The organism is Leclercia sp. UBA5076, assembly GCF_002416465.1.
Lineage (GTDB): Bacteria > Pseudomonadota > Gammaproteobacteria > Enterobacterales > Enterobacteriaceae > Enterobacter.
Window position 1 is genome coordinate 183,280 of the sequence record NZ_DIAO01000018.1, and the last position, 11,944, is coordinate 195,223.

At 57.6% G+C, this 11,944-nt stretch carries 10 protein-coding genes; 4 read left to right on the plus strand and 6 right to left on the minus strand.

Annotation, left to right across the window (positions count from 1 at the left end; translation table 11 throughout):
- Window positions 1–87: 87 nt before the first annotated feature.
- Window positions 88–2,361: an FdhF/YdeP family oxidoreductase gene (locus B3X29_RS18190; protein WP_159339483.1), complete on the minus strand. Its 2,274-nt coding sequence runs from the start codon at window positions 2,359–2,361 to the stop codon at window positions 88–90.
- A 296-nt stretch (window positions 2,362–2,657) separates the two neighbouring features.
- Between B3X29_RS18190 and B3X29_RS18195 the strand changes: the two genes are divergently transcribed.
- On the plus strand, window positions 2,658–4,043 hold the full coding sequence (locus B3X29_RS18195; protein WP_201304737.1) for a purine-cytosine permease family protein: 1,386 nt from the start codon (window positions 2,658–2,660) through the stop codon (window positions 4,041–4,043).
- Between the two features lie 45 nt (window positions 4,044–4,088).
- Here B3X29_RS18195 and B3X29_RS18200 read toward each other — a convergent pair whose 3' ends face one another.
- Window positions 4,089–4,484 carry a rhodanese-like domain-containing protein gene (locus B3X29_RS18200; RefSeq protein WP_103179960.1) on the minus strand — a complete coding sequence of 132 codons (396 nt, stop codon included), beginning with the start codon at window positions 4,482–4,484 and terminating at the stop codon, window positions 4,089–4,091.
- Window positions 4,485–4,592: 108 nt separating this feature from the next.
- Here B3X29_RS18200 and ftrA point away from each other — a divergent pair, with 108 nt between their 5' ends.
- A complete protein-coding gene (ftrA, locus tag B3X29_RS18205; protein ID WP_156654673.1) occupies window positions 4,593–5,558 on the plus strand; it encodes a transcriptional regulator FtrA in 966 nt (321 codons plus the stop codon).
- A 114-nt stretch (window positions 5,559–5,672) separates the two neighbouring features.
- On the opposite strand, the gene ychF is transcribed toward ftrA, so the two are convergent.
- Window positions 5,673–6,767: a redox-regulated ATPase YchF gene (gene ychF, locus B3X29_RS18210; protein ID WP_103179958.1), complete on the minus strand. Its 1,095-nt coding sequence runs from the start codon at window positions 6,765–6,767 to the stop codon at window positions 5,673–5,675.
- A 126-nt stretch (window positions 6,768–6,893) separates the two neighbouring features.
- A complete protein-coding gene (pth, locus tag B3X29_RS18215; protein WP_103179957.1) occupies window positions 6,894–7,478 on the minus strand; it encodes an aminoacyl-tRNA hydrolase in 585 nt (194 codons plus the stop codon).
- Between the two features lie 274 nt (window positions 7,479–7,752).
- Between pth and ychH the strand changes: the two genes are divergently transcribed.
- Window positions 7,753–8,028, plus strand: coding sequence for a stress-induced protein YchH (gene ychH, locus B3X29_RS18220; protein ID WP_103179956.1), 276 nt, complete (start codon window positions 7,753–7,755; stop codon window positions 8,026–8,028).
- 117 nt (window positions 8,029–8,145) lie between these two features.
- A complete protein-coding gene (locus B3X29_RS18225) occupies window positions 8,146–9,189 on the plus strand; it encodes a MerR family transcriptional regulator (RefSeq protein WP_103179955.1) in 1,044 nt (347 codons plus the stop codon).
- On the opposite strand, the gene dauA is transcribed toward B3X29_RS18225, so the two are convergent.
- Together dauA and prs are read right to left on the minus strand one after the other, a co-directional pair.
- Window positions 9,175–10,851 carry a C4-dicarboxylic acid transporter DauA gene (dauA, locus tag B3X29_RS18230; protein WP_197080164.1) on the minus strand — a complete coding sequence of 559 codons (1,677 nt, stop codon included), beginning with the start codon at window positions 10,849–10,851 and terminating at the stop codon, window positions 9,175–9,177. The two genes, B3X29_RS18225 and dauA, sit on opposite strands and share 15 nt — an antisense overlap.
- A 120-nt stretch (window positions 10,852–10,971) precedes the next feature.
- Window positions 10,972–11,919, minus strand: coding sequence for a ribose-phosphate diphosphokinase (gene prs / locus B3X29_RS18235; protein ID WP_003856663.1), 948 nt, complete (start codon window positions 11,917–11,919; stop codon window positions 10,972–10,974).
- Window positions 11,920–11,944: the final 25 nt, after the last annotated feature.

Genomic DNA, 11,944 nt, shown 5'->3' on the forward strand with positions numbered 1-11,944 from the left:
TTTTATTTGCTGACCGGCGTCAAACTGAACAGAGAGAGCATCACCGATCCGGGCAACACACCGGATCGGTGACGGCGTGAGAAGAGATTAGAGGGCGCGGATCTCCTTTGAGCGCAGACTCAGGCGGACGGGCACTGATTTGTACGACGGCGTACCGCTCTCTTTATCGAGATAATCCAGCGGTACCAGCACGTTCGCTTCCGGGTAGTAGCCAGCAACCGTGCCAGGGGCAATGCTGTAGGCCACCACGGTGATGTCATCCAGACGCTGCTGTGAGCCGGGGAGGGCGGTATGAATATCTACCCGATCGCCATGCTCCAGCCCCAACTGCTGCATATCCTCTTCGTTCATAAACAGCACGTCGCGCCGGCCGAACACGCCGCGATAGCGGTCATCCAGGGCATAGATGGTGGTGTTGTACTGGTCGTGACTACGCAGTGTAACCAGACGCAGCACGCGCTCACCTTCGCCCGGACTGTTCTCGCTCACACCCTCAAACAGCGAAAACATCGCCTTGCCGCTGGCGGTGGGCCAGACGCGCTCCGTGGGCGGCAGCGGCATACGAAATCCGCCCGGCACCCGGATGCGGGCGTTGAAATTTTCAAAGCCCGGCAGCGTCTGCTCGATAGCGTCGCGAATGCGGTCGTAATCCTCCACCAGGCCCAGCCAGTCGGTTTTGCTGTGAGGCAGGGTGGCGTGGGCGATCCCGGCGACAATGGCGGGTTCCGAGCGTAGCCAGAGAGAGGCCGGTTTGAGCTTGCCGCGGGAGGCATGCACCATCGACATCGAGTCTTCCACGGTGATTGACTGCTGGCCGCTCTGCTGCATATCCAGTTCAGTGCGCCCCAGGCAGGGGAGAAGATATGTCTCTTTCCCGACCAGCAGGTGGGTGCGGTTCAGCTTGGTGGCGATTTGTACGCTGAGATCGAGACGTTTCAGCGCCGCAAACGCCCTGTCGTGATCGGGCATCGCTACCGCAAAATTCCCCCCGAGGCAGAGGAGCGCTTTGGCCTCGCCGTTAATCATCGCCTGCGCCGCCTGTACCGCGTCGTGGCCGTGGGTGGCTGGTGGGGTAAAACCGAACACCGTGCCCAGCCGGTCCAGAAAGGCCGCGGTCGGTTTTTCGGTGATCCCCACGGTGCGGTTGCCCTGCACGTTGGAGTGGCCGCGTAACGGACAGATGCCCGCGCCGGGTTTGCCAAAATTGCCGCGCAGCAGCAGGAGATCGGCGATCAAACGCACATTGGCGGTACCCTTGTTGTGCTGGGTGATCCCCATGCCGTAGGTGATGATGGTGGCGCTGGACTTAGCGTAGAGGCGCGCCACGTTCTCCAGATCGGCGCGCTTCAGGCCAGACTCGCGCTCGATGGCCTCCCAGCCCGTGGCGGCGATATCGGCGGCAAAATCGGCAAACCCCTGGGTGTGGCTGGCGATAAAGTCATGATCCAGCGCATCCAGCACCAGCAGATGTTTTGCGATACCTTTTAACGCCGCGGCGTCGCCCCCGGCTTTAACCTGATAGTACGTCGAGGCGATATCGGTGGCGCTGTATGTCGCCATCTCTCTGACATTTTGCGGATCGGCGAAGCGCTCCAGCGCCGTTTCGCGCAGCGGGTTAAAAACGATAATCGGCACGCCCCGGCGGGAGAGCTCGTGCAGGGTGCCCATCATCCGTGGATGGTTGGTGCCCGGGTTATGGCCGATGGAGATCACCAGCTCAGTATGGTCGAAATCCTCCAGCGAGACGGTGCCTTTGCCAATCCCGATGGAGCGGGGCAGGCCGACGCTGGTGGCCTGGTGGCACATATTAGAGCAGTCGGGGAAATTATTGGTGCCCAGCTGGCGGGCAAACAGCTGATACAGGAAGGCGGCTTCGTTTGACGCGCGCCCGGAGGTGTAAAACTCCACCTCATCCGGGGCCAGCCCGCGCAGCACTTCGCCGATACGGGCAAAGGCTTCGTCCCACGCCACCGGGCGAAAGGTGTCGCTCTGCGGATCGTATTTCATGGGATGGGTCAGGCGCCCATAGCCTTCCAGCTCAAAATCACTTTTTGACCACAGGGTACTGACGGTGTGCTCAGCGAAAAATTCAGGGGTGACACGCTTTGTGGTCGCTTCCCAGGTCACCGCCTTGGCGCCGTTCTCGCAAAACTGAAAGGTGGATTTGTGTTCTTTGTCGGGCCAGGCGCAGCCCGGGCAGTCGAAGCCGTCGGGCTGGTTGGTGCGCAGCAGCGTGGCGGGAGCGTCAAAGGTGTCCATCTGCGTACGCACGGCAATCGCCGTGGCTTTTAAGGCTCCCCAGCCCCCCGCAGGGCCGGCGTAATGGCGAATGCCGGGTACCGCTCGTCTGTTATTGCTCATCTGCACTCCTGTCTTAAGCGGGTATATGTGATGGCGATGCCTGATTTGACTGTCGATCGAAACCCATCTCAATCACATATAGTTTTCATGTTAATTACAAATTATTCACAGTTCAGTTCACAAATCCACCATCAGATGCGTGTGGGTGGATGTCAATGGTTGTATATACATGTTCTGTCATATGGCGTTGCATAGGTATAGCAGGGTTTCTGACGGGCATTAATCATCCACTCAGAGAGGAAACTATGTCGTCTTTTTCATCTTCAGAAGCGCAGTCAAAGCGCGGCGGGACGCGAATATCGGAAACACGATCCATCGATTACATCCCGGATAATGAACGGCACGGCCACCCCTTCAGTCAGTTTACGCTGTGGTTTGGCGGCAATCTGCAGATCACCGCCATTGTGACCGGGGCGCTGGCAGTGGTGCTGGGCGGGGATGTGGTGTGGTCCATCATTGGCCTGCTGGTGGGGCAGGTGCTGGGCGCGGTGGTAATGTCATTTCATGCCCTGCAGGGACCGCGCCTCGGTCTGCCGCAGATGATCATCAGTCGCGCCCAGTTTGGTGTGCTGGGTGCGATGATCCCGCTGGCGCTGGTCTGCGTGATGTATGTCGGCTTCTCCGCCAGCGGGACGGTACTGGCCGGACAGGCGATGGCCAGGCTGCTGTCGATCTCGAACGTGGCCGGTATGATCCTGTTCAGCGCGATCATTATCGTGATTGCGGTGCTGGGATATAAGGTGATCCACAAGCTCGGCAAGGTAGCGAGCGTGGTGGGGGTGCTGGCGTTTGTCTATCTGTTTATCGCTCTGCTGATCGCCAGCGATGTGGGCGCTGTGATGCAGAATAACCACTTCTCGATGCCGATGTTCCTGCTGGCGGTATCGCTCTCCTCCTCATGGCAGATCGCCTTTTGTCCCTACGTCTCCGACTATTCCCGCTATCTGCCGCGCGACGTCTCAGGGGTGAAGACCTTCCTCTCCGTCTTCAGCGGTACGGTGCTGGGCACCCAGGCGTCCATGACGCTCGGGGTGATCACCGCGGCAATCGCCGGCAGCGCCTTCAAGGGACATGAGGTGAGTTACATCGTCGGACTGGGTAAAAGCGAGGCGATGGCGATGGTGATCTACTTTGCGATCTGCTTTGGCAAAATCACCTTTACCACCCTCAACGCCTACGGCAGTTTTATGTCCCTGACCACCATTGTCTCGGGCTTTCGCCGGCAGACGACGCTGAACCAGAAAAGCCGTGTGACCTTTGTGGTACTGATGGTGGCCCTTTCGTGCGTGATTGCGCTGCTGAGCGAACCGGCGTTCCTGAAGCACTTCACCCATTTCCTGCTGTTCCTGTTGGCCTTTTTCGTACCGTGGAGCGCCATCAGCCTGACCGATTACTTTATTATCTCCCGTAAAGCGGTAGATATTCCGGCGCTGTTCGATTCCCGTGGTCGCTACGGGCACTGGAACATGTTTGCCATCAGCGTCTATGTTGTTGGCGTGTTGATCCAGCTGCCGTTTATTGAAAACCCGCTCTACCACGGCTCGCTGACCTGGCTGTTTGCCGACAACGATGTCTCGTGGGTGATTGGCTGGTTCTGTACCGCAGCGCTCTATTATAGCTTGCGGCGTTTTGATCGTCGGGTGCTGCCGACAGAGACGATCTATCCGGCGTCGGGCAGGTGAAAGAGGTGTCAGCGATCCCGCAGGTCAGACGGGATCGCGGCTCTTTTACTGGGGGTTAAAAGCAAAACCTTCGTCGGCCCAGCCGGTCATTCCGCCAATCATAATTTTCACCGGGCGGCCCATCTGCGCCAGCTTCAGCGCGGCGCGATCCGCACCGTTGCAGTGCGGCCCGGCGCAATAGACCACAAACACTGTATCGGAGGGCCACTCCGCCATTCTTTGCTCGGTCATATCGCGATGTCGCAGGTGCAGCGCCCCAGGAATATGACGGCGGGCGAATGCCTCCGGGCTACCGACCACATGCAGCAACACAAAATCGACATTACCCTCTTTAAACGCGGTATGCACATCGTCACAGTCTGTTTCCACGCTCAGTCGCTGTAAAAAATGGTTTGCTGCGACATCTGGCGACGCAGCAGGATAATCAGTTACATAGCTCATAAACACCTCCAGGAATGAGCCTTTACTCTACGGCGGAGACGCGGCTTTGACAGCTGGCAGAAATGCCAGATAACATCAAGATCATGACAAAACCCATTGAGTGTGGTGATGAATAATCCTCTGGTGGTTGTACTGGCCTATGACGGCCTCTGTACCTTTGAATTCGGTATTGCCGTCGAAATTTTCGCGCTGCCCCGCCCCGAGATGGGCGAGGAGTGGTATCGCTTTGCGGTGGCGGGCGTTGATCCGGGTGAGTTACGCGCAACGGGCGGCTTCAGGTTGGTGGTGGATGGCGGGCTGGAGCTGCTGAGTGAGGCCGGAACGATCATCGTGCCCGGCTGGCGGGGGGCCGAAGTTCCGGTGCCCGCCGCGCTGTGCGAGCAGCTTGTCGCGGCACATCAACGTGGGGCGAGGATCCTCTCTATCTGTTCCGGAGTCTTTGTGCTGGCCGCCGCAGGGTTACTCGACAACCGGCAGGCGACCACCCACTGGCGTTATACCGACCTGCTGCAACAGCGTTATCCCGCCATCAAGGTCACACCTGACGTGCTGTATATTGATAACGGTGATGTATTGACCTCCGCAGGCAGCGCGGCGGGTATCGATCTTTGTCTGCACCTGGTGCGCCGGGATTATGGCAGCGTGGCGGCCAACCGCGTCGCGCGTCGGCTGGTGGTGTCGCCCCATCGCGACGGCGGCCAGGCTCAGTTTATTCAGCAGGCGGTGCCTGTCGCCTATGAAGGCCATCGCCTTGGGGCACTCTTCGACTACCTGTACGCCAGACTTGCCGAGCCGCATACCGTTGAGTCGCTGGCAAAATTTGTCGGGATGAGCCCGCGTACCTTTTTGCGCCGTTTCACCGCCACCACCGGCAAGACGCCCGCCCAGTGGTTGCTCCACGCCCGCCTGAGCCGCAGCCAGGATTTGCTGGAGAATAGCCAGTTGTCGATTGAGCGTATCGCGGAGGAGGTGGGGTTTGGCAGCGTGGCGACGATGCGTCATCACTTCAAAAATCAGCTGTCGACGACGCCTGCGGCATACAGGAAGGGGTTTTACACTTCAGCAGAGCAATAATGGGCAAGGTTGTTTAATGATTCTCCAGGCGAGACAACGTGCCTTTGATAAAAAAATCCACGCCATGGCGTGGATTTTTTCAGGTCAGTTAACGCATCCGCAGATGCATGACCCTTAAACGTTAAACAGGAAGTTCATCACATCGCCATCTTTAACGATGTAGTCTTTCCCTTCTGCACGCATCTTGCCGGCTTCTTTCGCACCTTGCTCACCCTTGTAGGTAATAAAGTCTTCAAAGGCGATGGTCTGGGCACGGATAAAGCCTTTTTCAAAGTCGGTGTGGATTTTACCCGCCGCCTGTGGTGCCGTCGCGCCGACAGGGATAGTCCAGGCGCGCACTTCTTTCACGCCAGCGGTGAAGTAGGTCTGCAGGTTCAGCAGTTGGTAACCGGCGCGGATCACGCGGTTCAGACCTGGCTCTTCCAGACCCAGCTCAGCCATGAACTCTTCACGGTCGGCATCGTCCAGCTCGGCGATATCAGACTCAACAGCCGCACACACGGCCACGACCACAGAACCTTCCGCTGCTGCGATTTCACGCACTTTGTCCAGGTATGGGTTGTTTTCAAAACCGTCTTCATTGACGTTGGCAATGTACATGGTCGGCTTCAGGGTCAGGAAGCTCAGGTATTTGATCGCCGCTTTGTCTTCGTCAGTCAGGTTTTTCAGCGCGCGCAGCATGCCCGCGTTTTCGAGCTGTGGCAGACATTTTTCCAGCGCAGCCTGTTCCGCTTTCGCGTCTTTGTCGCCGCCTTTGGCTTTCTTCTGCACGCGCTGCAGGGCGCGCTCGCAGGTATCCAGGTCCGCCAGTGCCAGCTCGGTGTTGATCACCTCGATATCGTCAGCCGGGTCCACTTTGTTGTTCACGTGGATGATATTGTCGTTCTCAAAGCAACGCACAACGTGGCCGATCGCTTCGGTTTCACGGATGTTGGTCAGGAACTGGTTACCCAGGCCTTCACCTTTCGAGGCGCCTTTTACCAGGCCCGCGATGTCCACGAACTCCATGGTGGTGGGCAGAATGCGCTGCGGTTTTACGATCTCCGCAAGCTGATCCAGACGCGGATCGGGCATAGGTACAACACCGGTGTTTGGCTCAATGGTACAGAACGGGAAGTTAGCCGCTTCGATGCCCGCCTTAGTCAGCGCGTTAAACAGGGTGGATTTGCCAACGTTAGGCAGACCAACGATACCGCATTTGAATCCCATTTCTGAATCACCTTAATATCTTGATATTCAACACGTTAACATTAACGAGTCGAAGAAAAGTAAATAACTACGCCTATTATACACGTAACCGGCAGCCTGCGGGGCAAAAAAGCCGTTTCGCGCCGGTTATTGCGCTTTGAAAGCGTGAAGACGGTTGGTGGCTTTGGTTAAACCATCCTGGAGCCAGATTTCGGTGCAACGCGCCGCTTCGTCTACCGCCTCGTCGATCAGTTTCTGCTCGGAAACCGGTGGCTTACCCAGGACAAAACCAACAACTTTGTTTTTATCGCCCGGATGACCAATCCCCACGCGTAAGCGATGGAAGTTAGGGTTATTGCCCAGTTTGCTGATGATGTCTTTTAAGCCGTTGTGCCCGCCGTGGCCGCCACCAAGTTTGAATTTTGCCACGCCCGGCGGCAGATCCAGTTCGTCGTGCGCCACCAGGATCTCATCCGGATTGATGCGATAAAAGGTCGCCATCGCGGCCACCGCTTTACCGCTTAAATTCATAAACGTCGTGGGCACCAGCAGACGCACATCGGCGCCAGCCAGGTTAACGCGAGAGGTAAACCCGTAGAATTTAGGTTCTTCACGCAGAGGGGCGCGTAACCGCTCGGCCAGCAGATCAACATACCAGGCGCCAGCATTATGGCGGGTGGCAGCATATTCCGCGCCGGGGTTAGCCAGGCCGACAATCAGTTTAATCGTCACGTTTTTATTCCTGAAAGTGCTAAGTCTGGCGCGTAGTGTACTGTCTGCCGCGTCGGTTGACAAAATTCTGCTAAGCGACACGTAGAAACTGAATAATCCCGGCGTTGAACCATTAGAATTTCATGCTACTCAAAGGCTTATTTGTAAAGTTTTGTTGCACCGAAGTAGATATTTGTGATCGTTGACGCAATCCGCAAAACGGGTGGTGTCTATACTTTACACACAAGGAATAGGGAGATTATTCCCTAACAACCCAAAGTTCCGGAGGTGCTATATGAAACGCAAAAACGCTTCGCTACTCGGTAACGTGTTGATGGGGTTGGGATTAGTCGTCATGGTTGTCGGCGTCGGTTATTCCATTTTAAACCAGCTTCCGCAACTTGACCTGCCACAATACTTCGCCCATGGCGCAGTGTTGAGCATCTTCCTGGGAGCGGTGCTCTGGCTGGCCGGGGCGCGCGTCAGCGGCCACGAACAGGTCTGCGACCGCTACTGGTGGGTGCGCCATTATGATAAACGCTGCCGTCGCGAACAGCATAAGCACAGCTAACCTGTGACAGCGCGAAAAGCGGTTTCTTCGGAAGCCGTTTTTTTTTGCCTTTTTTCTTGACCCTCACGTAACGTAAGGCACCAGAGTGACCGTGATGGCGAGATAAAAGGAGCAGCGATGTTAATTCAGGTTGGCCTGTTGGCGAAGAGAGCGGGGATCACCGTTCGGACATTACACCATTATGAGCAAACCGGCTTGCTGCTGCCCTCTGCCAGAAGTGCGGCAGGTTACCGTCTTTATACCCTCGCGGATGTACAGCGGCTACACCGTATCCAGGTGTTAGCCAGAGCGGGGCTGGAGCTTGCCGAAATTAAAGAGGTTCTCGATCGGGATCCGCGCTCCATGGTGGATCTCCTGGGCGCGCAAATCGCTCTGCTGGATAAACAGATGCGCAGCATTCAGACGCTGCGCGAGCAGCTCGTGAGTTTGCATAGCACGCTGGCCGCAGGCACCGAGCCCGATCTGGAATCCTGGTTACAGACGCTGGAGTTAATGACGATGTACGATCGCTGGTTCAGTAAAGAAGAGTTACAGGTATTACCGTTTGCGCAGCAGAGTGACGCCCTGGCAGAGATCTGGGCCGGGCTGGTGGCCGAAGCCCGCCGCATGCTGGCGGAAAAGGTGGACGTTGCCGACCCACGCGCTACCGGGCTGGCTACGCGTTGGATGACGCAGCTTGAGCAGGATACCGCAGGCAACCCCGACTTCCTGACCCGCCTGAATGAGATGCACAGCGTGGAGCCGCAAATGCGTGAGCAGACGGGGATCGACGCTGATATCCTCGATTTCATCACCCGGGCCTTCGCCGAGAGCAAGCTGGCTATCTGGCAGCGCTACCTGACGCCCGAGGAGATGGCGTTTACCCGTGCGCACTATTTTGATCGCATGATGGAGTGGCCTGCACTGGTGGCAAAACTGCATCAGGCAAGCCGGGAAGGGGTGCAGGCAGAGAGTCCGGAAGCACAGCGGCTGGCGGAAAACTGGCTGGCGCTGTTCCAGTCTTACGCAGGGGATAATCCTGCAACTCAGCAAAAATTCCGCGAGGCGATGCAGCAGGAGCCGCATCTGATGAAAGGGACCTGGATGACGCCTGCTGTGCTCGAGTGGCTTCAGCAGGCGATAGGCATCATGATGCAGCGCCGGATGTCACAGATCCGCTAACGCGGCCTCACGGTCAGGATAGAACGCCAGACGGCCCGCAATGGGCTGAACCCCTGCGCGCGCCATCGTGCGCAGGGGCTGGAATTCGAGATTGGTCACCCGCAGTTCACAGCCTTCCGGCAGACGTTGGACAAAACGCTGGAAGGCGTCCAGCCCGCCGGCATCCAGCACCGGGACCGCATCCCATTTCAGCACCACGACACGTTTCCCCGCAATGCGCGACTCCAGTTCGCTGAACAATCCTTCCGCGGCGGCAAAAAACAGCGGGCCGATGACTCGCAGCACCAGCACGTCTTCCGGCGTGGCGACATTGACGCTGGCCAGACGGGTCATACGGGCAATGCGCCGCATAAACAGTAATGATGCCAGCACAATCCCGACGCTTATCGCAATGACCATGTCAAACAGCACCGTCAGCGACATGCAGATCAGCATTACGATGATGTCGTCTTTGGGGGCGCGGCGCAGCAGGTTGATGACTTTATGCGCCTCGCTCATGTTCCATGCCACCATCAGCAGCAGGGCGGCCATGGCCGAGAGCGGCAACCAGGAGAGCAAGGGCGCCAGCACCAGCAGGGCGAGGATCACCAGCACCGAATGGACCACCGCCGAGACCGGCGACGTGGCGCCCGCGCGCACGTTGGCCGCGGAACGGGCGATGGCCGCTGTGGCGGTAATGCCGCCGAAGAACGGGGCGATAATGTTGCCCAGCCCCTGGCCGACCAGTTCGCTGTTGGCTTTATGTTTGGTGCCGGTCATGCCGTCCAGCACCACGGCGCAGAGCAGCGACTCAATCGCCCCTAACATCGCCATCGAAAAAGCGGCTGGCAGCAGGGCGCGCAGGGAGTCCCAGCTTAAGGTAAAGCTGGAGCCGGGCAGATCCCACGGCAGCACCAGCTGGGGCAGAAGCTGCGGAATACCGTTACCCTGGGAGCCATCCGCCAGCACGTAGTGGAACTGCGAGCCGATAGTGGCGACATGGCCGCCCAGCAGATTGACTATCCCCATTACCGCGCAGCCCAGCAGCAGGGCGGGCAGGTGTCCTGGCAGGCGGATGCCCAGCCGTGGCCAGAGGATCAGCGTGCCCAGGGTCACCACGCCAATCGCCGCATCGCCCAGGTTTGTTGTCGGCAGCGCCATCGCCAGCGCCCCCACTTTTTGCAGGTAATGCTCCGGCACGTGGGCCATCTGTAAGCCCAGGAAGTCCTTAATCTGCATGGTGCCGATGGTGATGCCGATCCCGGAGGTGAAGCCCAGCGTGACGGAGAGGGGAATATACTCAATCAGCCGGCCAAAGCGCGCCAGACCGAACAGAATCAAAAATACCCCGGACATCAGGGTCGCCACCAGCAATCCGCCCAGACCAAACTGCTGAGAAACCGGATAGAGGATCACCACAAAGGCTGCGGTGGGCCCGGAGACGCTAAAGCGCGACCCACCGGTCAGGGCAATCACAATCCCGGCAACGGCGGCGGTGTAGAGGCCATACTGAGGCGCCACGCCGCTGCCAATGGCCAGCGCCATCGCCAATGGAATGGCAATAATGCCGACCGTAATGCCGGCGATAAGATCGCGCGTAAACCGCGACAGGGTATATTTCTCTTTCCAGCAGGCGTCGATGAGGGCGCGGAAGGGAAGAACATGAGAGGAAGCGTTTTTCACAATCATCATCCGTGTGCGCATCATCTGTCATATCAATGGCAGGTGAAGGAGGCATTAATCATACAAATACATCTTGCAGACAAAAAAACCCGCCGTAGCGGGTTTTCTGACTGCGTCCGATTAGTGTTCGAACATGGCAGAGATAGACTCTTCGTTGCTGATACGACGAATCGCTTCTGCCAGCATCCCGGAGAGGGTCAAAGTACGCACGTTTGGCAGCGCTTTGATCTCGTCGCTCAGTGGGATGGTGTCGCACACCACAACTTCATCAATAACGGAGTTGCGCAGGTTGTTCACGGCATTGCCGGAGAAGATCGGGTGAGTCGCGTAGGCAAATACGCGTTTAGCACCACGCTCTTTCAGCGCTTCGGCGGCTTTGCACAGAGTGCCGCCGGTGTCGATCATGTCGTCAACCAGCACGCAGTCACGGCCAGCAACGTCACCGATGATGTGCATCACCTGAGAAACGTTAGCGCGCGGACGACGTTTATCGATGATCGCCATGTCGGTGTCATTCAGCAGTTTGGCGATAGCGCGAGCGCGAACCACCCCGCCGATGTCCGGAGAAACCACAATCGGGTTGTCCAGGTTCAGCTGCAGCATATCTTCCAGCAGGATTGGGCTGCCGAATACGTTATCAACCGGAACATCAAAGAAGCCCTGGATCTGCTCGGCATGCAGGTCAACCGTCAGAACGCGGTCAACACCCACGCTTGAGAGGAAGTCAGCAACAACTTTTGCGGTAATTGGCACACGTGCGGAACGGACGCGACGGTCCTGACGGGCATAGCCAAAGTAAGGAATAACAGCAGTGATACGGCCAGCGGAAGCACGGCGCAGGGCATCGACCATAACAACCAGTTCCATCAGGTTGTCGTTAGTTGGAGCACAGGTGGACTGGATGATGAAAATATCACCACCGCGTACATTTTCGTTAATTTGTACGCTGACTTCGCCATCGCTAAAGCGACCTACGGCGGCGTCGCCAAGAGAAGTGTACAGGCGGTTGGCAATACGTTGTGCTAGTTCCGGGGTGGCGTTACCAGCAAAAAGCTTCATATCAGGCACGAGAAGAACCTCAGGCATGCGTCCA

Coding starts and splice junctions, on each gene's coding strand:
- ychF (WP_103179958.1), bottom strand. CDS start 6,767: ATGGGATTCAAATGCGGTATCGTTGGTCTGCCTAACGTTGGCAAATCC.
- ftrA (WP_156654673.1), top strand. CDS start 4,593: ATGAATAATCCTCTGGTGGTTGTACTGGCCTATGACGGCCTCTGTACC.
- B3X29_RS18200 (WP_103179960.1), bottom strand. CDS start 4,484: ATGAGCTATGTAACTGATTATCCTGCTGCGTCGCCAGATGTCGCAGCA.
- ychH (WP_103179956.1), top strand. CDS start 7,753: ATGAAACGCAAAAACGCTTCGCTACTCGGTAACGTGTTGATGGGGTTG.
- B3X29_RS18225 (WP_103179955.1), top strand. CDS start 8,146: ATGTTAATTCAGGTTGGCCTGTTGGCGAAGAGAGCGGGGATCACCGTT.
- B3X29_RS18190 (WP_159339483.1), bottom strand. CDS start 2,361: ATGAGCAATAACAGACGAGCGGTACCCGGCATTCGCCATTACGCCGGC.